20 protein-coding genes are annotated in these 25104 nt (G+C 64.1%); 11 read left to right on the top strand and 9 right to left on the bottom strand.

Features of this window, described 5'->3' with window-relative positions; translation table 11 throughout:
• Positions 1-233 precede the first annotated feature (233 nt).
• On the top strand, positions 234-1595 hold the full coding sequence (locus tag QO207_RS08135; protein WP_301531961.1) for an OprD family porin: 1362 nt from the start codon (positions 234-236) through the stop codon (positions 1593-1595).
• Between the two features lie 113 nt (positions 1596-1708).
• Here QO207_RS08135 and aguA read toward each other — a convergent pair whose 3' ends face one another.
• The 4 genes from aguA to QO207_RS08115 all read right to left on the bottom strand — a co-directional run bounded on the left by aguA (position 1709) and on the right by QO207_RS08115 (position 6476).
• A complete protein-coding gene (aguA, locus tag QO207_RS08130) occupies positions 1709-2818 on the bottom strand; it encodes an agmatine deiminase (RefSeq protein WP_301531960.1) in 1110 nt (369 codons plus the stop codon).
• Between the two features lie 271 nt (positions 2819-3089).
• The gene (locus tag QO207_RS08125; RefSeq protein ID WP_301531959.1) at positions 3090-3731 is read right to left on the bottom strand and encodes a TetR/AcrR family transcriptional regulator; all 642 of its coding nucleotides are present in this window, start codon (positions 3729-3731) and stop codon (positions 3090-3092) included.
• A gap of 55 nt (positions 3732-3786) precedes the next feature.
• A complete protein-coding gene (locus tag QO207_RS08120; protein WP_301531958.1) occupies positions 3787-4848 on the bottom strand; it encodes a polyamine ABC transporter substrate-binding protein in 1062 nt (353 codons plus the stop codon).
• Positions 4849-5096: 248 nt separating this feature from the next.
• Positions 5097-6476: a glutamine synthetase family protein gene (locus QO207_RS08115; RefSeq protein WP_301531957.1), complete on the bottom strand. Its 1380-nt coding sequence runs from the start codon at positions 6474-6476 to the stop codon at positions 5097-5099.
• Between the two features lie 278 nt (positions 6477-6754).
• On the opposite strand from QO207_RS08115, the gene QO207_RS08110 reads away from it, so the two are divergent.
• The 8 genes from QO207_RS08110 to QO207_RS08075 all read left to right on the top strand — a co-directional run bounded on the left by QO207_RS08110 (position 6755) and on the right by QO207_RS08075 (position 16044).
• A complete protein-coding gene (locus tag QO207_RS08110) occupies positions 6755-7504 on the top strand; it encodes a gamma-glutamyl-gamma-aminobutyrate hydrolase family protein (protein WP_301531956.1) in 750 nt (249 codons plus the stop codon).
• A 40-nt stretch (positions 7505-7544) separates the two neighbouring features.
• Positions 7545-8903 carry a glutamine synthetase family protein gene (locus QO207_RS08105; RefSeq protein ID WP_045215530.1) on the top strand — a complete coding sequence of 453 codons (1359 nt, stop codon included), beginning with the start codon at positions 7545-7547 and terminating at the stop codon, positions 8901-8903.
• Between the two features lie 61 nt (positions 8904-8964).
• Positions 8965-10332, top strand: coding sequence for an aspartate aminotransferase family protein (locus tag QO207_RS08100; protein ID WP_301531955.1), 1368 nt, complete (start codon positions 8965-8967; stop codon positions 10330-10332).
• Between the two features lie 117 nt (positions 10333-10449).
• Positions 10450-11550: a polyamine ABC transporter substrate-binding protein gene (locus tag QO207_RS08095; RefSeq protein WP_301531954.1), complete on the top strand. Its 1101-nt coding sequence runs from the start codon at positions 10450-10452 to the stop codon at positions 11548-11550.
• 251 nt (positions 11551-11801) lie between these two features.
• Positions 11802-12872 carry a polyamine ABC transporter substrate-binding protein gene (locus QO207_RS08090; protein WP_301532080.1) on the top strand — a complete coding sequence of 357 codons (1071 nt, stop codon included), beginning with the start codon at positions 11802-11804 and terminating at the stop codon, positions 12870-12872.
• 151 nt (positions 12873-13023) lie between these two features.
• Complete coding sequence (locus tag QO207_RS08085; protein ID WP_301531953.1) at positions 13024-14178, top strand: ABC transporter ATP-binding protein; 1155 nt, start codon at positions 13024-13026, stop codon at positions 14176-14178.
• A 26-nt stretch (positions 14179-14204) separates the two neighbouring features.
• A complete protein-coding gene (locus tag QO207_RS08080; RefSeq protein ID WP_138214270.1) occupies positions 14205-15086 on the top strand; it encodes an ABC transporter permease subunit in 882 nt (293 codons plus the stop codon).
• Positions 15087-15168: 82 nt separating this feature from the next.
• A complete protein-coding gene (locus QO207_RS08075) occupies positions 15169-16044 on the top strand; it encodes an ABC transporter permease subunit (RefSeq protein WP_184587729.1) in 876 nt (291 codons plus the stop codon).
• Positions 16045-16450: 406 nt separating this feature from the next.
• Here the strand turns inward: QO207_RS08075 and QO207_RS08070 are convergent, their stop codons facing one another.
• Entirely contained in the window at positions 16451-18838 is a 2388-nt protein-coding gene (locus QO207_RS08070) for a penicillin acylase family protein (RefSeq protein WP_301531952.1), read from the bottom strand.
• Positions 18839-18944: 106 nt separating this feature from the next.
• On the opposite strand from QO207_RS08070, the gene QO207_RS08065 reads away from it, so the two are divergent.
• Entirely contained in the window at positions 18945-19979 is a 1035-nt protein-coding gene (locus QO207_RS08065) for an AraC family transcriptional regulator (RefSeq protein WP_301531951.1), read from the top strand.
• Here the strand turns inward: QO207_RS08065 and QO207_RS08060 are convergent.
• From QO207_RS08060 to QO207_RS08050, 3 genes are all read right to left on the bottom strand, one after another.
• A complete protein-coding gene (locus QO207_RS08060) occupies positions 19976-21643 on the bottom strand; it encodes a glycosyltransferase family 39 protein (protein WP_301531950.1) in 1668 nt (555 codons plus the stop codon). The two genes, QO207_RS08065 and QO207_RS08060, sit on opposite strands and share 4 nt — an antisense overlap.
• A 272-nt stretch (positions 21644-21915) precedes the next feature.
• On the bottom strand, positions 21916-22428 hold the full coding sequence (locus tag QO207_RS08055) for a transcriptional regulator (protein WP_301531949.1): 513 nt from the start codon (positions 22426-22428) through the stop codon (positions 21916-21918).
• An 88-nt stretch (positions 22429-22516) separates the two neighbouring features.
• Positions 22517-23092 carry a DUF6436 domain-containing protein gene (locus tag QO207_RS08050; RefSeq protein WP_301531948.1) on the bottom strand — a complete coding sequence of 192 codons (576 nt, stop codon included), beginning with the start codon at positions 23090-23092 and terminating at the stop codon, positions 22517-22519.
• Positions 23093-23215: 123 nt separating this feature from the next.
• On the opposite strand from QO207_RS08050, the gene QO207_RS08045 reads away from it, so the two are divergent.
• Positions 23216-24154 (top strand): alpha/beta hydrolase, encoded by a 939-nt coding sequence (locus QO207_RS08045; protein WP_301531947.1) that lies wholly within the window; start codon positions 23216-23218, stop codon positions 24152-24154.
• A 154-nt stretch (positions 24155-24308) separates the two neighbouring features.
• Here QO207_RS08045 and QO207_RS08040 read toward each other — a convergent pair whose 3' ends face one another.
• Positions 24309-25049, bottom strand: a complete 741-nt coding sequence (locus QO207_RS08040; RefSeq protein ID WP_301531946.1) for a hypothetical protein — start codon at positions 25047-25049, stop codon at positions 24309-24311.
• Positions 25050-25104: the final 55 nt, after the last annotated feature.

The following is a 25104-nucleotide window of genomic DNA, read 5'->3' as shown; positions in this document are numbered from 1 at the left end:
CAGGGTCAAAAATCGCGCAAACGGCGCCCGGCCGTTGGCCGATTCGCCGCCTCTTATATCCGGTTCTCATATCGTGGCGCCGCTCGCGCGGACCCGGGGAGAGCCCGTAGCCAAGCCTTTCACCGGCTTTCGCCACCCCGTTTCCGCCGTGATCAGGAATTCTTTCATCGGATTTGCCGTGCCTTGCGCAGGCCATCCGATGGCTCGTTCACGACACGTCATGGGGATCTGCAATGCACTATCGCTCGCTCAAGAAGCCGAACCTGGCAATGGCCATCGCCTTCGCCGGCCTTGCCCAATCGGCCGCCGCCGATGGCTTCATCGAAGACAGCAAGGCCAGCCTCGGCCTGCGCAACTTCTATATCAACAACGACAATCGCGATGGCGCCGCTGCGCCGGGCAAGCAGGAGGAGTGGGGCCAGGGCTTCATGCTCAACTATGCCTCCGGCTTCACCCAGGGCACCGTCGGCGTCGGCGTCGATGCCATCGGCCTGATGGGCATCCGCCTGGATAGCGGCAAGGGCAAGCACTACAACCCGGAAGGCACGTCCTTCGGCGGCATCAGCTTCCCGACCGACGACGGCCGCGCGGCCGGCGAATTCTCCAGCCTCGGCCTGACCGGCAAGGCCAAGGTCTCGGATACCGAACTGCGCTACGGCACCCTGCAGCCCAAGCTGCCGGTGGTGACCTACAACGACGGGCGTCTGCTGCCGCAGACCTTCAGCGGTGCCCAGGTCACCTCCAACGAGTTCAAGGACCTGACCTTCGTCGTCGGCCAGCTGGAGCACATGAAGGGACGCAACTCCAGCAACTCCGACCAGGGGCTGTCGATTGCCGGTGCCAACGCCGCGCACACCGGCAAGTTCACCAACAAGTTCTACTTCACCGGTGCCGACTACCAGATCAACAAGGACACCACTGTCCAGTACTACTACGGCAACCTGAAGGACTTCTACAAGCAGCACTTCCTCGGCCTGCAGCACAACTGGGACGTCGGCGTCGGCGAGCTGAAGAGCGATCTGCGCTACTTCCACAGCAGCAGCGACGGCAAGAACGGCAAGGACCTCGCCTACGCCTCCAGCGGCTACTACGGCGCTGGCGTGACCAAGGGCAAGGTGGACAACCAGGCTTTCAGCGGCCAGCTTTCCTATTCGCTGCAGGGTCACAGCATCGCTGCCGGCCATCAGTCGCTGACCGGCGACAGCGACTTCCCCTTCATCAACGATGGCGACGGCGCGACGTCCTACCTGATCACCGATTCGCAGATCGGCAAGTTCCAGCATGCCGGCGAGAAGACCTGGCTGGTGCGCTACGGCTATGACTTCGCGGCCCTGGGCGTGCCCGGCCTGAACTTCCAGATGGCCTACCTGCGCGGTGACAACATCGACACCGCCTTCGGCGAGAAGACCGAGTGGGAACGCGACATCAGCCTGGGCTATGTCCTCCAGGATGGTCCGCTGAAGAACCTCGGCTTCGCCTGGAAGAATGCTTCCCTGCGCAGCGAGCTGCCGGCAGCGGCCACGCCGGGCTCGGCGAGCCAGCGCAACCAGGACGAGAACCGCGTGATCGTCAGCTACACCCTGCCGCTGATGTAAGGGCTGTGGGCTGAAAGCAAGCCGCCGACCTCGCCCGAGGCGGCGGCTTTTTTAATGTCTGCCCAACGCAAAAGGCCGTCGGGAGCGACGGCCTTTTCTGTTTCCGCTATGAATCAGCGCTTCTGCGGCGCTGGCTGCTGCTGGGTGATGCAGTGGATATTGCCGCCGCCCAGGAGGATCTCGCGGCCCGGCACCATGACGATCTCGTGCTCGGGGAAGATGCGCTTCAAGGTGGCTTCGGCCTCGGCATCCGCCGGGTCGTCGAAGCGCGGGGCGATGATGCCGCCGTTGACGATCAGGAAGTTGACGTAGGAACCGGCCAGGCGGATCGACGGATCGCGCGGCTGGGTGCCGATCACCAGGTCGATGCCTTCGCACTCGGCCTCGGTGGCGTGGATCGGGCCGGGGATGATGATCTTGTGCACGGTGAGCTGACGGCCCTTGGCGTCACGGGCGGTTTCCAGCACGCGCATGGCGGCCTGGCAGCGCTCGTAGTTCGGGTCGTTCGCATCGTCGGTCCAGGCCAGCAGTACTTCACCGGGGCGCACGTAGCAGCAGAAGTTGTCGACGTGGCCGTCGGTCTCGTCGTTGAACAGGCCGTCCGGCAGCCAGATCACGGTGTCGATGGCCAGGTGCTCGCGCAGCACGTCCTCGATCTCTTCGCGGCTCATGTGCGGGTTGCGGTTGTGGTTGAGCAGGCATTCCTCGGTGGTGATCAGGGTGCCTTCGCCGTCGACGTGGATGGAGCCGCCTTCGAGCACGAAGCCTTCGGTGCGGTAGCCGTCGGTGCGCTCGATGCCGAGGATCTTGCTCGCCACCTGGTCATCGCGGTGCCAGGGGAAGTACAGGCCGCCTTCGAGGCCGCCCCAGGCGTTGAAGGTCCAGTCCACGCCGCGCACGTCGCCCTTGTCGTTGATGACGAAGGTCGGGCCGGTGTCGCGCACCCAGGCGTCGTCATTGCTGATTTCCACCACACGGATGTTGGCCGCGTCGGCCAGCTGGGCGCGGGCGTTTTCGTACTGGCCAACGGAGACGCCGATGGTCACCGGCTCGAAGCGGGCGATGGCGCGGGCCACGGCGCTGAAGGCGGCCTGCGCGGGCTTGCCGCCCAGGCGCCAGTTGTCCGGACGCTCGGGCCAGACCATCCAGGTCTGGGTCTGGGGTTCCCATTCCGCCGGCATGCGGAAGCCATCGGCGCGGGGAGTGCTGGTCAGCGTGGTCATGGGGCGGTCCTTGATGATTGCTTCGTGGAGGGTGAGGCCGATATCCATCGATGGGTATCGCTGCGCTACAGCCATCCTACGGAGTGGTTTGTGTCAGTCGGGATGTCGTCGCTATCGACCGTTGCAGGAGGGCCAGTATAGGTCGCCTGCAGCGTCAGCGAGCCGGGATGCTCCCAGGTGGGAGAATTTATATCCGATAAAAATCGGTTTATGAAGGGCGATTCAGAAATATTTCAGCCATCTATCCGGATTTTTATCGGATAAAAATCGATTAATTCAGCGGTGAGGGGCGTTTCGGCAAGCAGGGCGGCAGGTACAGCGACAGGTAGGCGTCGATCACCCGCATGCCTTCCTCGGCCAGGCGTTCGGTGATCTGCCCGTGGCGCTGCACGGAGAGGGCGTAGACGCGGTCGCCCAGTTCGATGGCCAGGCTGAAGACCTCGATGTCCTGCGGTAGCGGGGGCAGTTCGAAGTGGCGCTCGAACAGCTCACGCATGGCCTGGCCGAGTTGCACGTCGTGCTGGCTGTCGGCCTGGGTGACTTCGGCGAGGCCGTGGCTGGCGAGGATCAGTTGGCGCGCAGCGGCGTCTTCGGCGTAGACGGCCAGGGTGCGCTGCTCGACCAGCCGCGCGAGGTCGCGCCAGTCGCGCAGGGCGGTGTGGTCGACGGGTTGTTCCAGGCAGGCGCGGAAGGCGGCGTGGACGTCGCTGGTCAGCCCCTGCAGCAGGGCCGGCACGCTGGGGAAGAAGTGGTAGACGGAGGAGGGCGGGATGCCCGCGCGCTCGGCCACCGCATAGATCGACAGGCTCGCCGCGCCGCCTTCGGCCAGTTGGGCGCGGGCGGCGTCGAGGATCACGGCGATGCGCGCCTGGCTGCTGGCGCGGGGCTTGCGGGTGGATGCGGGGGCGGGCATGGCAGTCTCCGGAGCTGGGCGGTCATTGGACGCCAGCTCCGGGGCGTTCGGCAAGTCAGCTGCCGCCGTCGCGCAGCTTGTCCCAGACTTCGGTGATCACCGGGGCGGTCTTCTCCGGCGCGGTTTCCAGGGCGAACAGGCGGCGCTTGGTCTCCTGGTCCGGGTAGAGGCCCGGCTGGTCGCGCAGGGCGGCGTCGAGGAACTGCGCGGAGTCCTTGTTGCCGTTGGGGTAGAGGGTGGCGGCGGTGACCTGTGCGGCGACCTTGGGCTGCATCATGTAGTCGATGAACTTCAGCGCCAGGTCCGGGTGTTCGGCAGCGGTGGGGATCACCAGATTGTCGATGAACAGCACCGAGCCTTCCTGCGGCACCACGAAGCGCACGGGCTGGCCGGCGTTGGCCGCGCCCAGGGCGTCGCCGACCCAGGCCATGGCGACGCACAGCTTGCCGGCGTTGAGGTCCTGGATGTAGCGCTCGCTGTCGATGTAGCGCAGGTTCGGGCGCAGCTGCGCGAGTACCTCGCCGGCGCGGCGAATCTGTGACGGCGCGCTGCGGGCAAAGTTGCGGCCCTGATAGTTCATCAGCACCGAGAAGGCTTCGTCCGGGGCGTCCAGCAGGCTCATGCCGCAGGCCTTCAGGCGCTGGCTCTGCTGCGGGTCGAACATCACGCTCCAGCTGTCGGGCAGCTTGCCGCCGTAGGCCTTCTCCGCTTCGGGTTCGTTGATCGCCAGGCCCACCGCGCCCCACAGGTAGGGGATGGCGTGCTGGTTGTTCGGGTCGACGGCGGCCAGCTTGCTCAGCAGCTGGGTGTCGAGGTGGCTGCGGTTGGGCAGCTTGCTGAAGTCCAGCGTCTGGATGCGCTTGTCGCGGATCAGCGCCGGCAGGTCGTTGTGCGAGGGCACGGCGACGTCGAATTTCTCGCCGGCTTCCAGGGCCTTCTTGACCTCTTCGGCCGTGCTGTAGGTGGTGTACTCGACCCGGATACCGGTGTCCTTCTCGAAGTCCTTGAGCACTTCGGGGGCGATGTAGTCGTTCCAGTTGTAGACCCGGATGACCTGGTCGGCCCAGGCGGACAGTGGGCACAACAGCAGCAGAATCACGGCGTACAGGCGTGGCATTGGCGATCTCCCTGAATGAACCACGTAATCAGCGGATGCGGCATTCATTCGCCGCTCGATAGCGCGACAGCAAAGACACGACAGACACGATGGCGCCCGGGCGGACGGATAGAGACATCGCGAGCAGGAAGAAACGACGGATATGAATCGCCCTGGCGCCCCTCCTCGCCATGGCAATGTCGCGGTCCCCCAGGTGTGCCAGAGGCACAAGGAAACGCCGGCCCTGGGGCCGGCGTTTCGTTTACCACTTATACGGTGTGCAAGTACCAGTTGTACTCGAGGTCGGAGATCGAATATTCGAACTCCTGCATCTCATGCTCCTTGCACGCGACGAAGATGTCGATGTACTCGGGGCTGATGTACTTGTTCATCACGTCGCTGTCGTCCAGCTCGCGCAGTGCATCGCGCAGGTTGTTCGGCAGGCTCTGTTCCAGCTGCTCGTAGGCGTTGCCTTCGATCGGCGCACCGGGCTCGACCTTGTTGGTCAGGCCGTGGTGAACACCCGCCAGTACCGCCGAGAGCAGCAGGTACGGGTTGGCATCGGCACCGGCGACGCGATGCTCCAGGCGTACCGCGTCCGCGGAACCGGTGGGCACGCGCAGGGCGACGGTACGGTTGTCCAGGCCCCAGCTCGGTGCGTTCGGCACGAAGAAGGCCGAACCGAAACGGCGGTACGAGTTGACGTTCGGGCAGAGGAACGCCATCGACGCCGGCAGGGTCTCGAGCACACCGCCGATCGCGTGGCGCAACGCGGCGTTCTGCTCGGGATCCTCGCTGGTGAAGATATTCTTGCCGTCCTTGTCGAGCAGCGAGACGTGGACGTGCAGACCGTTGCCAGCCTGGCCCGGGTAGGGCTTGGCCATGAAGGTCGAGTCCATCTCGTGGTCGTAGGCGACGTTCTTGATCAGGCGCTTGAGCAGGACCGCGTAGTCGCAGGCCTTCAGGGCGTCGTCAACGTGGTGCATGTTGACTTCGAACTGGGCCGGGGCGCTTTCCTTGACGATGGCGTCGGCCGGGATGCCCTGGGCGCGGGCGCCGTCGATGATGTCCTGCAGGCAGTCGGCATACTCGTCGAGGTCGTCGATGGAGTAGACCTGTACCGATTGCGGACGCTTGCCGGAGATCGGCGAGCGCGGCGGCTGCGGACGGCCGTTCACGTTCTCCTGGTCGATCAGGTAGAACTCCAGCTCGAAGGCCGCGACGATGGTCAGGCCGATGTCGGTGAACTTCTGTACGACCTGACGCAGCACTTCACGCGGGTCGGCGAAGAACGGCGTGCGTTCTTCCATCTCGTGCATGGTCATCAGCAACTGCGCGGTCGGGCGCTTCTGCCAGGGTTCCATGGAGAGGGTGTTGGGGATTGGGAAACAGACGCGATCCGCGTCGCCAATGTCCAGGCCGAGGCCGGTGCTTTCTACGGTGGAGCCGGTGATGTCGAGAGCGAAGAGAGAGGCGGGGAGATTGATGCCCTTCTCATAGACTTTGGGCAGGTTGGTGCGTTCGATGCGCTTGCCGCGGACCACACCATTCATGTCTGCAATAAGGAGGTCGACGAATTGGACCTCGGGGTGTTCCTTCAGGAACTCACTCGCTTCTTCGAGCGACACGGCACTCTGGGGTACCGACATGATGTAACACCTTTATTGTTAAAAATTTCAATCATTCGAAAGCTGAGGTGTGAGTCAATCCGAATTGGCAAGGGTTGTCAATGTCGCACCAAAAGGGGGCATATCAGCCCTTGCGGGCCGTTTTTGGGGCGTTTCGGGCCGATTTTGATGAGCGGAGAGCCTTTGCTGGCGGGCTGTTCAGTGGGGCGTGTTTGATTTTTTACATGACTATTGTGTAAAAAAATGAACAAGGCTAAGCTCGGCCTCAAGCCCATAACACTTACAAACACGGGTGTCCCATGTCTCGCCTGCCGTTAATCGGCGTGTCCGCCTGCATCAAGCAGATCGGTTCCAAACCCTACCATGTTGCTGGCGACAAATACCTCAGAGCGCTGATCTCCGGGGCCTCGGGCATTCCTTTGATCATTCCCTCCCTGGGCGATGCCATCGACCAGGAAGACATGTTGGCCGCATTCGACGGCCTGCTCTTCACAGGCTCGGCGTCGAACGTCGAGCCCCATCATTATAGTGGCTCCGCCAGCATTGCAGGCACCCCTCATGATCCCGCGCGCGACAGTACGACGCTGCCGCTGATCCGCCGCGCCGTCGCGGCCGGGATTCCGGTGCTGGGCATCTGCCGCGGATTCCAGGAAATGAACGTCGCTTTCGGCGGTTCGCTGCACCAGAAGGTGCACGAAGTCGAAGGCTATATGGACCACCGCGAACCCGCGGGTGAGCCGATCGACATTCAATATGGGCTGCGGCACGTCGTCGACGTGCAGCCGGGCGGCGTTTTCGCCGGTATCGGGCTACCCTCGCAGTTCCAGGTCAATTCTATCCACGGCCAGGGCGTTGATCGTCTGGCGCCCGGCCTTCGCGTAGAAGCTCTGGCGCCTGACGGGTTGGTTGAAGCCTTCTCCGTCGAAGGTGCGGCCTTCGCCGTCGGGGTGCAGTGGCACCCGGAATGGCAGGTCGAAACGAACCCCAACTATCTCGCTATCTTCCAGGCATTCGGCAAAGCCTGCAGCAAGAGGGCGGGGAACCGCTGAGTCCGGCGTTGGGGCCGGACTCTCACACCCTGAGGTCTTTATGACTAGCAAGCTAGACCAGCTCAGTGGCTGGTTGAAGGAACGCAAGATCACTGAAGTGGAATGCATGATCGCTGACCTGACCGGGATTGCCCGGGGCAAGATCGCGCCGACCGCCAAGTTCCTCAACGAGAAGGGCATGCGCCTGCCGGAGAGCGTTCTCCTGCAGACCGTGACCGGTGACTACGTCGAGGACGACATCTATTACGACCTGCTGGACCCGGCCGACATCGATATGGTCTGCCGCCCGGACGAGAATGCCGTGTTCCTCGTCCCCTGGGCCATCGAACCGACCGCGATGGTCATCCACGATACCTACGACAAGCTCGGCAACCCCATCGAGCTGTCGCCGCGCAACGTCCTCAAGCGCGTGCTCCAGCTTTACGCCGACAAGGGCTGGAAACCGATCGTGGCGCCGGAGATGGAGTTCTACCTGACCAAGCGCAGCGACGACCCCGACTACCCGCTGCAGGCTCCGATCGGCCGTTCCGGTCGCCAGGAGACCGGTCGCCAGTCCTTCTCCATCGACGCGGCGAACGAATTCGATCCGCTGTTCGAGGACATGTACGACTGGTGCGAACTGCAGGGCCTGGATCTGGACACCCTGATCCATGAAGAAGGCACCGCGCAGATGGAGATCAACTTCCGTCACGGCGATGCCCTGGACCTGGCCGACCAGATCGTGGTGTTCAAGCGCACCATGCGCGAGGCCGCGCTCAAGCACAACGTCGCCGCCACCTTCATGGCCAAGCCGATGACCGGCGAGCCGGGCAGTGCCATGCACCTGCACCAGAGCATCGTCGACATCAAGACCGGCAAGAACATCTTCTCCAATGCCGACGGCAGCATGAGCGAGCTGTTCCTGCACCACATCGGCGGCCTGCAGAAGCTGATCCCCGAGGCATTGCCGCTGTTCGCCCCGAACGTCAACTCGTTCCGCCGTTTCCTGCCCGACACCTCGGCGCCGGTGAACGTCGAGTGGGGCGAAGAGAACCGTACCGTGGGCCTGCGCGTACCGGACTCCACCCCGGACAACCGCCGCGTGGAAAACCGCCTGGCCGGTGCCGACGCCAACCCCTACCTGGCCCTGGCGGCCAGCCTGCTGTGCGGCTACATCGGCATGGTTGAAGGCTTCAAACCCAGTGCCCAGGTCAAGGGCCGTGGTTACGAACGGCGTAACCTGCGCCTGCCGCTGACCATCGAGGCCGCCCTGGAGTGCATGGAAGGCAGCAAGACCCTGGAGAAATACCTGGGTGACAAGTTCATTCGAGGCTACGTCGCGGTGAAGCGCGCCGAGCACGAGAACTTCAAGCGAGTAATCAGTTCCTGGGAGCGTGAGTTCCTTCTGCTTTCTGTCTGATCGGCGTGGGGTCCGGCGCGTGGCCGGGCCCCGTGTTTCTTAGAGAAGAGGTTTTATCAAGATGACTAACCAGACCAGCGCCAACACCCAACACTGGCAGGCGCTCAGCCGCGATCACCACCTGGCTCCGTTCACCGACTACAAGCAGCTGAACGAGAAGGGTGCGCGCATCATCACCAAGGCCGAAGGCGTGTACCTGTGGGACAGCGAGGGCAACAAGATCCTCGATGGCATGGCCGGCCTGTGGTGCGTGAACGTCGGCTACGGTCGCAAGGAACTTGCTGAAGCCGCCTACAAGCAGATGCAGGAACTGCCCTACTACAACCTGTTCTTCCAGACCGCCCACCCGCCGGTGCTGGAGCTGTCCAAGGCGATCGCCGACATCGCTCCCGAAGGCATGAACCACGTGTTCTTCACCGGTTCGGGTTCCGAGTCCAACGACACCGTGCTGCGCATGGTTCGCCACTACTGGAGCATCAAGGGCCAGCCGCAGAAGAAAGTGGTCATCGGCCGCTGGAACGGCTACCACGGCTCCACCGTTGCCGGCGTCAGCCTGGGCGGCATGAAGGCGCTGCACGAGCAGGGTGACCTGCCGATCCCCGGCATCGAGCACATTGCCCAGCCTTACTGGTTCGGCGAAGGCGGCGACATGGACCCGGAAGAGTTCGGCGTCTGGGCTGCCGAGCAGCTGGAGAAGAAGATTCTCGAAGTCGGCGAAGACAAGGTCGCCGCCTTCATCGCCGAGCCCCTGCAGGGCGCGGGCGGCGTGATCGTTCCGCCGAAGACCTACTGGCCGAAGATCCGCGAGATCCTCGCCAAGTACGACATCCTGTTCATCGCCGACGAAGTCATCTGCGGCTTCGGCCGTACCGGCGAATGGTTCGGCAGCCAGTACTTCGGCAACGCCCCGGACCTGATGCCGATCGCCAAGGGCCTGACCTCCGGCTACATCCCCATGGGCGGCGTGATCGTTCGTGACGAGATCGTCCATACCCTGAATGAGGGTGGGGAGTTCTACCACGGCTTCACTTACTCTGGTCACCCGGTAGCCGCTGCGGTGGCGCTGGAGAACATTCGTATCCTGCGCGAAGAGAAGATCGTCGAGCGCGTGAAGAACGAAACGGCACCGTATTTGCAGCAGCGCTGGCAAGAGCTGGCCGACCATCCCCTGGTAGGCGAAGCCCGCGGGGTAGGCCTGGTGGCAGCACTGGAGCTGGTGAAGAACAAGAAGACCCGCGAGCGCTTCGAAGGCAAGGGTGTCGGGATGCTGTGCCGCGAGCACTGCTTCCGCAACGGTCTGATCATGCGCGCGGTGGGAGACACTATGATTATCTCGCCGCCGCTGGTGATCGAGAAATCGCAGGTCGATGACCTGATTACCCTGGCGCGAAAGTGCCTCGATCAAACCGCCGCAGCCGTTCTGTCTTGAGTCTTTCACCAGACCTTTGACAGACTGCGCCTGTGCGTTGGCCAGGCTCACCGGGTGGTGACGGAAGGAGATGTCCACGCCACCCGGAACATCAAAAAAACAAACGGAGCTACCCGCATGTTCAAGACCTTCGGCAAATCCCTGCTCGCCGTAACGCTGGCAGGTGCTGTGGCTGGTATGGCGCAGGCTGATAACAAGGTGCTGCACGTCTACAACTGGTCGGACTACATCGCACCGGACACGGTCGACAAGTTCACCAAGGAAACCGGAATCAAGGTCGTCTACGACGTCTACGACAGCAACGAAGTGCTGGAAGCCAAGCTGCTGGCCGGCAAGTCGGGTTACGACATCGTGGTACCGTCCAACTCCTTCCTGGCCAAGCAGATCAAGGCTGGCGTCTACACGCCGCTGGACAAGTCCAAGCTGCCGAACTGGAAGAACCTGAACCCGGACATCATGAAGACCCTGGAGATCAGCGACCCGGGCAACCAGTACGCGATCCCCTACATGTGGGGCACCATCGGCATCGGCTACAACCCGGACAAGGTCAAGGCCGCGCTGGGCGACAACGCCCCGGTGGACTCCTGGGACCTGGTGTTCAAGCCGGAAAACATCCAGAAGCTGAAGGCCTGCGGCGTCAGCTTCCTCGACTCGCCGACCGAAATGCTCCCGGCCGCCCTGCACTACCTGGGCTACAAGCCCGATAGCCAGGACCCGAAAGAGCTGAAGGAAGCCGAAGCGCTGTTCCTGAAGATTCGTCCGTACGTCTCCTACTTCCACTCCTCCAAGTACATCTCCGACATCGCCAACGGCAACATCTGCGTGGCCATCGGTTACTCGGGCGACGTGTACCAGGCCAAGTCCCGCGCTGAAGAAGCGAAGAACAAGGTCACCGTGAAGTACAACATTCCGAAGGAAGGTGCCGGCGCGTTCTTCGACACCGTCGCCATTCCGAAGGATGCCGAGAACCAGGAAGCCGCGCTGAAGTGGATCAACTTCCTGCTTGAGCCGGCCGTCATGTCCGAAATCACCAACGTCGTGCAGTTCCCGAACGGCAACGCCGCCGCCACGCCGATGGTGGACGAGGCGATCCGCAACGACCCGGGCGTGTATCCGACCCCGGAAACCATGAAGAAGCTGTACGCCTTCCCGGACCTGCCGGCGAAGACCCAGCGTCTGATGACCCGCAGCTGGACCACCATCAAGTCCGGCAAGTAATCGGGTAGTCGCTGCCGCCTGGCGTGGCAGCGGATGTACCGGGACAGCGGCGGGGGAGTGCGCTCCCTCGCCGCCACCGGCAGCAACAAACAGCTTCCATCGGTGGAATGGCTGCGCAAGCCCCGGCGCTCTCGTGCTGTAAAGGGTTCGGCGCTATCCACGGACCGGCCGCCCAAACCCCGGCAGCAACCGACTGAAGTAGTCAAAAACAACGAGAGGACTCACGTGTGCGCATTCCCTTCCGCAGAACCCTGATCGCTGCAGTCTCCGTCTTCGGCCTGACTTCGCTGGCCCAGGCGGAACAGACCGTCCACATCTACAACTGGTCGGACTACATCGGCGAAACCACCCTCGCCGACTTCGAGAAGGAAACCGGCATCAAGCCGGTCTACGACGTCTTCGACTCCAACGAAACCCTGGAAGGCAAACTGCTGGCCGGTCGCACCGGCTATGACGTGGTCGTGCCGTCCAACCACTTCCTCGGTCGCCAGATCAAGGCCGGCGCGTTCCAGAAGCTCGACCGGAGCCAGCTGCCGAACTGGTCGAATCTCGATCCGCACCTGATGAAGCAGCTCGAGGCCAACGACCCGGGCAACCTGTACGGCGTGCCGTACCTGTGGGGCACCAACGGCATCGGCTACAACGTCGAGAAGGTCAAGGCCGTGCTGGGTGTCGACAAGATCGATTCGTGGGCCGTGCTGTTCGAGCCCGAGAATATGAAGAAGCTCAGCCAGTGCGGCGTCGCCTTCCTCGATTCGGGCGACGAGATGATGCCGGCCGTGCTCAAGTACATGGGGCTGGACCCCAACAGCACCAACCCGGATGACTACAAGAAGGTGGAGGACAAGCTGATGAAGGTTCGTCCTTACGTCACCTACTTCCACTCCTCCAAGTACATTTCCGATCTGGCCAACGGCAACATCTGCGTGGCGGCCGGTTTCTCCGGTGACGTATTCCAGGCCGCCAACCGCGCCAAGGAAGCCGGCAAGGGCGTGAACATCGCCTACGCCATTCCCAAGGAAGGCGCCAACCTCTGGTTCGACATCCTCGCCGTGCCGAAGGATGCCTCCAACCCGAAGGCGGCCCATGCGTTCATCAACTACCTGCTCAAACCCGAAGTGATCGCCAAGGTCAGCGATTACGTCGGCTACGCCAACCCGAACCCCAAGGCTGGCGAATTCATGGATGAGTCCGTGCGCAACAATCCTGAGGTGTACCCATCCCAGGAGGTTCTCGACAAACTCTTCGTGCAGCATGAGCTGCCGCCGAAGATCCTGCGCCTCATGACCCGTTCCTGGACCAAGATCAAGTCGGGCAAGTAAGACGGATTTCCCCAAATCCGTCCGCGCGGGCACGGAGCGTCGGAGGGCCTCTCGAAAGGCTTTCCGGCGCACGTAAACTGCGCCAGCCCTGAGTAATACCAAGCATGCCCGGCCGCGGGGGCCGGGCCTCTATGATTTGGGAGTTGTGGTAATGGCAATAGCCTCCGGTGCCTACAAGAAAGCCTTGAGTGGCGACCAGAAACCTAAAGAGGTTCTGGTAAAAATCGACCGGGTCAGCAAGCAGTTCGACGAAACGCTGGCTGTGGACAGCGTGTCCCTGGACATCAAGAAGGGCGAGATCTTCGCCCTGCTCGGTGGCTCGGGTTCGGGCAAGTCGACCCTGCTGCGCATGCTGGCTGGTTTCGAGCGTCCCACTGAAGGTCGCATCTTCCTCGATGGCCAGGACATTACCGACCTGCCGCCCTATGAGCGGCCGATCAACATGATGTTCCAGTCGTACGCCCTGTTCCCCCACATGAGCGTGGCGCAGAACATCGCCTTCGGCCTCAAGCAGGATGGCCTGCCGAAAGCCGAGATCGACAAGATCGTCGAAGAAATGCTCAAGCTCGTGCAGATGACCCAGTACGCCAAGCGCAAGCCGCACCAGCTCTCCGGTGGCCAGCGTCAGCGTGTGGCCCTGGCCCGCTCCCTGGCCAAGCGTCCCAAGCTGCTGCTGCTCGACGAGCCGATGGGCGCGCTGGACAAGAAACTGCGCTCGCAGATGCAGCTGGAACTGGTGGAAATCATCGAGCGCGTGGGCGTGACCTGCGTGATGGTGACCCACGACCAGGAAGAGGCCATGACCATGGCCCAGCGCATCGCCATCATGCACCTGGGTTGCATCGAGCAGATCGGCAGCCCGATGGACATCTACGAGACGCCGGCCAGCCGCCTGATCTGCGAGTTCATCGGCAACGTCAACATGTTCGACGGCGAGCTGGTGCAGGACCTGCAGGACCACGCGATCATTGCCTGCCCGCAGCTGGAAAACCCGATCTACATCGGCCACGGCATCAGCACCCGTGCCGAGAACAAGCGCATCACCTACGCACTGCGTCCTGAAAAGGTCATGGTCAGCGCGCAGAAGCCGGAAAACCTCGAGCACGAAGGCTTCAACGTCGCCCAGGGCACCGTCCACGACATCGCCTACCTGGGCGGTCACTCGGTGTACTACATCAAGCTGACCTCGGGCTTCATCGTCCAGGCCTTCATGGCCAACGCCGAGCGCCACGTGGCGCGCCCGACCTGGGACCAGCCGGTTTACATCAGCTGGTACGACGACAGCGGTGTGGTACTGCAATCATGAACATCAGCAAATCGCTCATGAAACGCCTGCCGAACGGCCGGCATGCCGTGATCGGTGTGCCGTTCTTCTGGCTGTTCCTGTTCTTCCTGCTGCCTTTCGCCATCGTGCTGAAGATCAGTCTGGCGGCAGCAGACGTGGCCATTCCGCCGTACACCGAAGTGTTCCAGTACGCCGACCAGACGCTTCAGGTCGTGATGAACCTGGGCAACTACCTGATGCTGACGGACGACCCGCTCTACATCGACGCCTACCTGGGCTCGCTGAAGATGGCGGCGATCAGCACCTTCCTGTGCCTGCTCATCGGATACCCGATGGCCTACGCCATCGCCCGCGCCAGCAAGGAAATGCAGACCGTGCTGCTGCTGCTGATCATGATGCCGACCTGGACGGCGATCCTGATCCGCGTGTACGCCTGGATGGGCATCCTGTCCAACAACGGCCTGCTCAACAGCTTCCTGATGTGGCTGGGCATCATCAACGAGCCGCTGACGATCCTGAACACCAACTTCGCGGTGTACATCGGCATTGTCTACTCGTACCTGCCCTTCATGGTCATGCCGCTCTACGCCAACCTGGTGAAGCACGACATGAGCCTGCTGGAAGCCGCCTCCGACCTCGGCGCGCGCAGCTTCACCAGCTTCTGGAAGATCACCGTCCCGCTGTCCAAGAACGGCATCATCGCCGGCTGCATGCTGGTGTTCATCCCGGCGGTGGGCGAGTTCGTGATCCCGGAACTGCTTGGCGGCCCCGAGACGCTGATGATCGGTAAAGTGCTGTGGCAGGAGTTCTTCAACAACCGTGACTGGCCGGTGGCTTCCGCCCTTGCCGTCGTGATGCTGGCGATCCTGATCGTGCCCATCATCTTCTTCAACAAGAACCAGGCGAAAGAGCTGGAGGGCAAGGTATGAGCCACTTCAAGGCGATCTGCCCATCATCCCCTTCAACAGACTCTTCACCCAAGATCATGGCGAAAGATCTGGAGGGCAAGGTATGAACAAGCGTTGGTCGTTCTCCAACATCATGCTGGTGTTGGGCCTGCTCTTCATCTACGTGCCGATGCTGATCCTGGTCATCTACTCGTTCAACGGCTCCAAGCTGGTGACTGTGTGGGGCGGCTGGTCGGTGAAATGGTACGTCGGCCTGCTGGACAACCAGCAGCTGGTCGGCTCGGTATTCCGCTCGCTGGAGATCGCCTGCTACACCGCGATCTCCTCGGTGGCCCTTGGCACCCTGGCGGCCTTCGTGCTGACCCGCATCCCGCGCTTCCGTGGCCGTACGCTGTTCGGCGGCATGGTCACCGCGCCGCTGGTCATGCCCGAGGTGATCACCGGTCTGTCGCTGCTGCTGCTGTTCGTCGCCATGGCCCAGCTGATCGGCTGGCCGCAGGAGCGCGGCATCGTGACCATCTGGATCGCCCACACCAGCTTCTGCTCGTCCTATGTGGCGGTGGTGGTGTCGGCGCGTCTGCGTGAGCTGGACCTGTCCATCGAGGAAGCAGCCATGGACCTGGGCGCCAAGCCCTGGAAAGTGTTCATGCTGATCACCATCCCGATGATCGCGCCGTCGCTGGCGGCGGGCGGCATGATGTCCTTTGCCCTGTCGCTGGATGACCTGGTACTGGCCAGCTTCGTGTCCGGTCCTGGCTCCACTACCCTGCCGATGGAAGTGTTCTCCGCCGTGCGCCTGGGCGTGAAGCCGGAGATCAACGCCGTTGCCAGCCTGATCCTGCTGACCGTTTCGCTGTTCACCTTCTTCGCCTGGTACTTCACCCGTCAGGCCGAGGAGCGTCGCAAGCGCGCGATCCAGGAAGCCATGGAGTCCAACGCGACCGACTGGCAGCAGAAGTCTTCGACAGCCACCGCCTGACGCCGTCTTGTCGGCCGGTCGTATCCGGCGATTGTCGAACCACGGGCCACCTTCGGGTGGCCCGTTTTTTTGCTCACACGTTATTCCGAAGTGCTTGGAAAATCGGGCTTTATCGGAAAAATCCGTGGGTCCGAAAGAGAAACTCCCAGCCGATTGCCATCTACGCTTCAAGTGTTCGGTAGCGCTTTCCGGTCACCCCCCGAACCAGGACCGGATCGTGTCGCCGGCAAACTTCAGTGATGCCTTTGGCACTGCGTGCGGGAGACGGCGCCCAATACAACACCCCGATCGTTATCCCTTGGGGAAATAACGCGCCAGGGAGCTTCGGCATCTCCCGCAACACTCTCTACAACGCCCCAATGAAAAACCCCGCAGGTGCGGGGTTTTTCATTTCTGCAGGGTGATATCAGCGACGGACGGGAACCAGCCGCAGGACGCCCTGGGTGTTGGCTTTCACTTCGCTGTCGTCGTAGTGCTGCGGCAGGTACTGGCCCTCGATGTAGGCTTCGGCCTGGTCGTCGTAGTGCTTGTCGAAGGGCACGCCGCTCTGGCCTACCGGGTTGATGCCCAGGCTGTGGGCCGGGTCGGCGAAGTCGATCAGGCGCCGGGTAGACGGGCCGTAAACCACCTGCCAGGGCGCCGGGCCGACGCGGTGCGACAGGTTGTTCGGCACTTCGTGGCCGCCTGGAGCGGCGAACGGGCCGACGTTGAAGATGCGATCCAGCGGCTTCTGCTGGCCCAGCGGGTGGCTGTGGGTGAGGGTGTGTGCCTTGCCCCACTGCCACTGCTTCGAGTCCTGGCCGAGGGTGGCGCGCAAGTGCGCCAGGCTGTCCTTCCAGGCGGCCTTGACGATATCCGCGCGGGTTTCCTTCTGCGGCGTCTTGCGGTTGTCCCACCAGGGCGAATGCTCGTCGGCGGCCAGGCGCGGCAGGGCTACGTCGAGCACACGGGTGGACAGCAGGTTGTCGAAGAAGGCGTCGCCCATCTCGTCGCGCATGGCGCCGTCGGCCACCTGGTAGATCAGCTGGTTGAAGACGGTGGCGGTCACCGAATCCAGCGGGTGGTCGCCCTGCCAGTTGGCCAGGTTCTCCACCAGTGCCTTCTCTTCGTCGTTTGCCGCTGCTTCGCGCAGGATCGGCAGCAGCGGCTTGAGGAAGCGCGGGCCGTAGCCGGTGGAGGTGTCCAGCTGCAGTGCCTGGCTGTTCTGCAGGTCCCACTTCACGGAAGTGTCGGACAGGCGCTTGTTCAGCTGCTGGCCGCGGTCAGGCAGGTTGTAGTAGCCCGGAATCGGCCGGCCGTTGGCTGGCACCGGCTGGAAGTTGGCGGAGACGATGTAGCCGCGCGCCGGGTTCTCTTCCTGCGGGTTCTCGCTGAAGGGGTAGAAGCCGCTCTTGTCGGCCTGGCCGCTGGCGCCGTCGAGCAGGAAGTTCGGGTTGACCCCGTCCGGGCGCACCGGCAGTTGCGCCGAGGCCCACCAGCCGATGTCGCCACGGGCGTTGGCCCAGACCACATTGAGGCCCGGCGACTGGATCTTCGACGCCGCCGTGCGGGCCTTGGCCAGGGTGTCGGCGCGGTTCAGCTCGTAGAAGGCATCGAGGATCGGGTTCTGCGTCTCCAGGAAGGCCCACCACATCGACACCGGCGTCTTGCCCGCGGCGGTGCCCAGCGCGTCGTTGACCAGCGGGCCGTGGGGCGAGCTGCGCAGGGTGATCTTCACCGGCGCTTCGCCCTTCACCGCGATGCTCTGCTCCTCGCTCTTCAGGTCGACCCACTGACCGTGGTACCAGACCTGGTTGGGGTTGTCCGGGTTGACCTTCTCGGCGACCAGATCGACGTCGTCGTTCTGGAACATGGTCAGGCTCCAGCCGAACTGCAGGTTGTGGCCGAGCGAGGCGAAGGGGTTGAGCGCCTGGTAGTGGCCGTACAGCTCGAAGCCCGGCGCGCTGGCCTGCATCTCGTACCACACCGCCGGCACGGCGAAGCGGATGTGCGGGTCGCCCGCCAGCAGCGGTTTGCCGCTTTTGGTGCGGCTGCCGGAAACGGCCCAGGCGTTGCTGCCCTCGAATTGCGGCAGGCCGGCCTTCTCCAGTGCGGCGTGGCTCAGGCGGGCGATGGCGCTCATGTCCTGCCAGTCGGCGGCGGCCAGCGCCTTGGTGTTCATCACACCGTCGGGGTGCCAGTCGAGGTCGAACACCTTCAGGTAGTCCGCACCCAGTTCGTCGCGCACGTAGGTCAGCACCGGCTCGGTGCGGAAGGCGGCGGCGAAGCTGTAGGCCATGTAACCAGCGACGCTGACGGTGTCCTCGGGAGTGAACGGGCGCTTGGGAATGCCGAGGATGTCGAATTCCACCGGGCGCGGGTGGCTGTCCTGGAACTGGTTGACGCCATCCAGATAGGCGACCAGGGCCTTCCAGGCCGGGGAGTTCTTGTCCTGCTTGGCCACGTACTCGGCGGCGTGGTCGCGAATGCGCAGGCTGCGGAACATGCGGTCGGTGTCCACCAGCTTGGGCCCGAGCACCTCGGCCAGCTCGCCACGGGACAGGCGGCGGAGGATTTCCATCTGGAACAGGCGGTCCTGGGCGTGGACGTAGCCGATCGCCCGGTACATGTCCTCCTCGCTGCCGGCCTTGATGTGCGGCACGCCGCGCTCGTCATAGCGGACGGTGACCTCGCTGGCCAGCCCGGCCACCGGCAACTGCCCGTCGCGCTGCGGCTGCTTGCCGTGCAGGTACCAGCCGGCGCCCGCGGCAGCGGCGGCAACGACGACAGCGAGGACGGTCAAAGTGCGTTTCATTCGGCAACTCCTTGTTGTTATGCCGCAATTCTGCAAAGGAAGTTGACAGCTATTCATTGACCAAACATCTCTCAGCTGGAATTCTCCGGTCAATCCAGGAGCGATCATGTCCACTGACGAGCTGAATTTCCCTGCGACCCCGGCCCTGACCCAGTCCGCGACCCTGCGCCGCCAGCTGTACGAGGCGCTTTCGGTGCTCGGCTACGACCCCACCGATATCTACCGCCAGGCCCTGCAGAAGGTCCGCCTGCCGCCGCCGGCGCAGAGCGGCCGGCTGGTGCACGACGACGCACCGCTGTTCTGGACCACCCTGGACGAGATTACCGGCGACTGCGACATCGGCCTGCACCTGGGCGAGGCGATGAAGCCGCGCCTGCTCGATGTGGTCGGCTACCTGCAGATGGCCAGCAGCGACCTGCGCCAGGCGCTGCAGAGCTTCCTGCGCTTCCAGCACATCCTCTCCGGGGGCTTTGCCGCGCAGATGCGCGAGGAGGGCGAGCAGGTGCGGCTGATCCTCGACCTCAACTACCTGGGCACCAGCAGCCTGCGCCAGCAGATGGAGTGCCTGATGGTGCTGTTCCTCAAGCTGCTGGGGCTGATCACCGACGGCGAATTCCACTTCCACGCCATCGAGTTCCGTCATCCGCAGCCGCGTCGCCTCAGCGAGCACCGACGGCTGTTCAGCATGACACCGGCCTTCGGCAAGCCCAACGATGCCCTGCTGTTCGATCGCACGCTGCTGGCGCGACCATCGCGCACCGGCAACCCGGCGCTGCACCGCCTGCTGACCGAGTACGCGCGCGAGCAACTGGGTACGCTGGACGAGAACGACCTGCTCAACCGCCTGCGCTACCTGATCGGCATTCGCCTGGGCGAGGCGGATTGCACCCTGCAGAGTTGCGCCCGCGAGCTGGGCGTACGCCCGGGCCTGCTGCAACGCAACCTGGCCGGCCGCGCGCAGACTTTCCGCGATGTGCGCGAGGACGTGCGCCGCCAGCGCGCGGTGGAGATGCTCGAACAGGGCGCAGCGATCCGGGACGTGGCGCGGGCCTGCGGCTTCGCCGAGTTGTCACCGTTCTACCGGGCGTTCCGCCGCTGGTACTCGATGCCACCTGAGCGCTATCGGCAGCGTCTGGTCTAGTCGCCGGGAGGTGGCTCAGGCCAGCGGTACAGGCTCAGCATCCCGGATTCATCGAGCAGCACCAGCTGGCGCGACAGCGGATGATGGCGGAATCTCTTCCCATCGTGTCTCGATACCAGCAGCGAAGCGCCCTGTCGTAGCTGCTTCTCCGCCGTGGCAGCATCCAGGAACAGTTCCGGTCGTTCGCCGCGCATGCGGCCGAAGTACAGGTCGCTGCTGGAGCTGTCGACCATGCGCAGCGGCTCGGGATGGTAGAAGGCCAGGGCAGAGCTGGACTCCAGCTTGCCGAACAGCAGCAGGTCAGCCTGTGGATGACGACTCTGCAGGATCGCCAGGTCCGGTGCTGAGGAGGCCTTCCAGTGCGGCGAAGCGGCGAGGGTGACCGCGCTCAGGGGGATCAGGATCGCCAGCTGCGCCGTGCATAACCAGCGCAGACGTTTACCCAGGCTGATCGCCAGCGCGCTGATGGCCAGCATCGCCAGGCTCAGCAGCAGCCCGGTCAGCACCGGCCGCGCGCTGTTGATCTGCAGGATGCCGCCCCAGAGCAGTCCCAGCGCGAGCAGCAGGATCGCCAGGTGCCAGTACTTCCACTGCCGGGCCAGGCTGGCCTGCCGGGTGTACAGCACATGCCCGGCGAGCATGGCGATCCACGGCAGGATCAGCACGGCGTAGTAGTTGGCCTTGGCCCGTGACAACGAGAAGAACAGCAAGGGCACCAGGCACGCGCAGCAGGCCAGGCGTGCCCATTGCGGCCAGGGCTGGCCCGGACGCATCAGCAGTAGCGGTGACCACGGCAGGCTGAGCAGCAGCAGGCGCGGCAGGTAGTACCACCAGGGGCCGCCGTAGTAGTCGTAGGGCAGGCGCTGGCCGAGGAAGCGCAGCCAGTGCTCGTTGACGAAGTAGAACCAGAGGAAGTCCGCATCGCGCTGCGCCGCCAGCAGGTGCCAGGGGGCTGCCACGGCGATGAACACCAGCAGCGGTAAGGGGTGCAACAGGGCCCTGAGCGGGCGGGCTTCACGACACCAGAGGCTGGCCGAGAGCAGGATGCCGCCGAACAGCACGACGGCGAGCAGGCCCTTGGTGAGCACCGCGAGTGCCAGGCAGATCGCCGCCAGCGACGGTCCGAAGCGGTCGCCGGGGCGGGCGTCCCAGGCGAGCAGCAGTGCCAGGGTGAACCACAGGGTGAGCAGGGGATCGAACAGCAGCGTCCGGCTGAGCAGCACATAGCCCGCCATGCTTCCCAGCAGTGCACCGCTGATCAGGCCCTGCTCCAGCGACTGACGGCGGGCGACCCAGCAGCCCACGGCAATGATGCAGCCCATGCCGGCCAGCGCCGACGGCAACCGGGCGGCCCAGGCGTGCTCGCCGAACAGCGACAGGCTGATGGCCGTCGCCCAGTACAGCAGCGGCGGTTTTTCCAGGTAGGTGACGCCGTTGAAGTGCGGGATCACCCAGTCGCCGTCGCGCAGCATCTGCGCGCCGATGCTGGCGTACATGCCCTCGTTGTTGTCGAGCAGGGGCACGTGCCCCAGCAGCAGGAGCATGGCGCTGCCGGAGAGGATCAGCAGCAGGCTGAAGAAGCGCAGTGCGGCTCGTCGATCGGTGCGGTAGAGGTGACGGGAGAGCGTTGTACGGAGGGCGGGGTCGGGTTGTGCGCTGTTCATTCTGCAGGGTACGGCGACGGGCGCGCAGGCCGGGTACGCTCGGTCTGCGGTTGGGTGCCAGCATGGGTTGAAAGCGGCGCACCATAACGCGCTGCCCTGTCGTTGGCCCGTGCAGGGGGACAGGTGACCTGGCGGTTGGCTGGAATGTGACCCGCTCTCTTTTCCTCCGCCCAAGGGACGGCCCTGTGACTGGGATCAAGGTGGCGGGGGGCGCGGAGGGCTGGCCGGGGGGAACGGCTACCGGCAGCGCATGCCGCCGGCAGCCGGTCGAATCATTCGGCCAGGGGGATTTCGCGAGAGACTTCCAGCAGGGCCATGGCGTCGAGCTGGTCTTCGACCTGCAGGAAGCGCAGGGCGCGTTGCGGCGAGACTTCCTTGGCGATGCGCTTGAGGTACTTCTCCTTCAGCTCCTGCTTGTCGTCCTGCAGTTCGAGTACCTGCTTCTGCAGCTTGGCCGCGTCGTCATTGCTCACCGAGCCGGTGTTATAGCTGTTGGCGTAGTCGATGATGATCGCCAGGGTCTGCTTGCTCAGCTTGTCCGCCTCGGTGCGGTAGCTGTTGTAGATCGGCCAGAACTTCTCGGTTTCCTGCGGGGTGAGCTTCATGTTGGCTTCGACGATGCGCTTGCGCTTGTAGTCGATGTCGGCGATTCGGTTGTTGATGGCCTGCTTGTGCTGCTCCATCACCTGTTTGCTGCTGGGGGCATCTTCGGCGTGGGCGGCCAGGGGCAGGGCAATGCCGGTGGACAGCACGGCGCAGAAGGCGAGGGCGGAATGAAGACGCATGCGGAAAGCTCCTTGGTAGCGATCGGCCCTTCATGGGCCGGCGAACCAAGTGTAGTCACGGATTGCCGGTCGTCTTCGTTGATGCGGCTCAGTGCCTGGCGTTATCCCAGGGGCAGTAGCAACCCACTGCCAGGGTATGAGTGGCGTTGACCTGGCGGCCGCCCACCAGGGCGTCGAGGATCGGCTCGATGAAGCTGTTGCCCGAGGTGCACACCGCGCCTTCGCTGTAGGGGCCGAAGTAGGCCAGCTTGCCCTGCGCATCCCAGATCGCCACGGCCGGGCTGGCGGGCAGCTGCTCGGCGCCGGGCAGCGAGTCCAGCGTGGTCATCGACTTCAGGGTGTCGGGCAGGTGGCCGCGGGTGCCGGGCTTCTGCACCGCGAAGAAGTCCACGCCCTGCGGGCCGAAGCGTTCGATCAATTCTGCGAGGTGCTGCTGGTTGCCGACGTTGCACGGGCAGGCCGGGTCCCAGAAGTGCACCAGGCGAATCCTGCCCGGCCCTGCTAGCTGTGCCGGCAGCATCAGGTGATCGCCGGAAAACAGCTGCGGCTGGTGGCTGAACGGGCGGATGAAGCGATTCTCGTACCACCAGTAGGTGGCCAGCAGGGCGCCCAGGCAGGCAGCGGCGATCAGCCAGGTGAGCAGGGGTTTGCGGCGTGAGGACATGGCGGCGACCAGGGACAGAGTCGGTAAGATAGCCGACAAGCTTGCCACGAGGACGAGCACGGCAGAATATCCCGCTGCTGTGCGCGCACCTCTCGTCACCCGTCTGCCAGAAGCGAAATGCCCATGCCTGAAGCCTTCCAGCCCGATCTGCTGCGTTCCCTGCTGCGACCTCTGACCGCAGAGGCGAATGAGGTCGGCATCGCGCTGTACCAGCATTTCTACGGTCTGGACCTGCACGCCCGGCACCCCGGCCTGCAGAGCCGCCTGGGCACCTTCGAGGCCGGCGGCTACCAGATCGCCGCGCAGTACTGGCGGCCGGTGCTGGCACGCGGCACCGTGGTGCTGCTGCACGGCTACTACGACCACATGGGCCTGTATCGCCACGTGATCGACTGGGCGCTGGGCATGGGCTTTGCCGTGCTTGCCTGCGACCTGCCGGGGCACGGGCTGTCCGGCGGCGTGGTCGCCAGCATCGGCGACTTCGCCGAATACCAGGTGGTGCTCGGCGCGCTGCTGGACCAGGCCCAGGCGCTGGATCTGCCGCAACCCTGGCATCTCTGTGGCCAGAGCACCGGTGGGGCGATCCTGCTGGACTACCTGCTCACCGGCAAGCCGCGCCCGGAACTGGGCCGCACCATCCTGCTGGCGCCACTGGTGCGTCCGCGCGCCTGGGGTTGGTCGAAGTTCAGCTACCAGTTGCTGCGGCCGTTCGTGGCTTCGATTCCGCGGCGCTTCAGCGAGAACTCCAGCGACGCCGAATTCCTCGCCTTCCTGCGTGATCGCGACCCGCTGCAGCCCAAGGTCCTGCCGACAGCCTGGGTCGGCGCGCTGGCGCGCTGGATTCCGCGCATCGAGTCGGCCGCGCACGGCGCGCAGAGCCTGCTGGTGGTGCAGGGCGACGCCGACGAGACGGTGGACTGGCGCTACAACCTGAAGGTGCTGGAGGACAAGTTCGAGAAGATCGAATGCCTGTTGCTCACCGGTGCGCGGCACCATCTGGCGAACGAGAGCGAGACGCTGCGCAGGCGTTACTTCGATTTTCTCAGTGAGCGGATGGCTTAGCGGGGGGCGTGCGGGGGAAGGGAGTCGCTGTAGGTGAGGGTGTGTCCTTCACTCCATGCGCCATGATCCTCAGGCGCCACCCTCCGTACAGCAGGCGCCATTATAGGGGGAGCGTTCCTCGGAGTGGTCCGTAAGCCGCGTAGGTTAATTCCTGTCACTCGCCGCCGGCAGGCGCCGCCAGGCCGGCCTTGAGGGCAGCCAGGGCCGCGCGGTAGTAGTCGCGGCCGGCCGGTGATTCGCTGAAACTGGCGAACTGACCGAGTTCCGCATCGCTCAGGTCGCGATAGACGTAGAGCAGGGTGTTATCCAGGTCCGCGCCGATCTGCCCCATCAGTTTCTGCCGCTGGCCTTCCAGCATGCCCTGGGCGCTGCCACCACCGAGCAGGCCGGGAAGCATCTGGCTAAGGCTGTCGGCGGCGACGCTGGCCAGCGCCAGGCTGACTTCGGCGCCGGCTTCGCGGGCCGGGAGGATCTGGCTCAGACGGTGGACGGTCTGCTTGCGCGCCTCGCTGGCCTGCTGGCGCGGCAGGCCGTTGGCGTACTTCTGCAGCTGGTCGCTGCGGGTGGCCAGGGTTTCGGCACCGGCGACCTTGCGGCCCAGCGGGGATTCGAAGAAATTCACCGCCGCCGTGCTGTCCGGCAGGTTCTGGCGCAGGCCGTTGAGCGCGCGCTGGTCGATGTCGGCGGGGGCGAAGCGCTGGTTGCTGTTCTGCACCAGCGTCTGGTACAGCGCTGGCGGCAGGTTGCCCTGGTAGCGCTTCTGCGCCGCGTGCAGGGCGTCGTTGAAGTGCGCTCGCTGTTCCGGCCAGCCGGCGGCCTGGTACAGGCGCTGGTAGTTGTCGGCCAGGGCAGGCATGCCCAGTACAAGAAGGGTGAGGGCCAGCAGTACGCGCATTGCAACTCCTTTTGGGCGGCAGGGTTCACTCGCCGGAGGCTATTGTCGGCAAGGC

Origin of the sequence: Pseudomonas sp. CAN1 (assembly GCF_030462585.1) — a bacterium.
GTDB lineage: Bacteria > Pseudomonadota > Gammaproteobacteria > Pseudomonadales > Pseudomonadaceae > Pseudomonas.
Note: the sequence above shows the minus strand (reverse complement) of the source record. Positions and strands in the feature narration are given on the sequence as shown.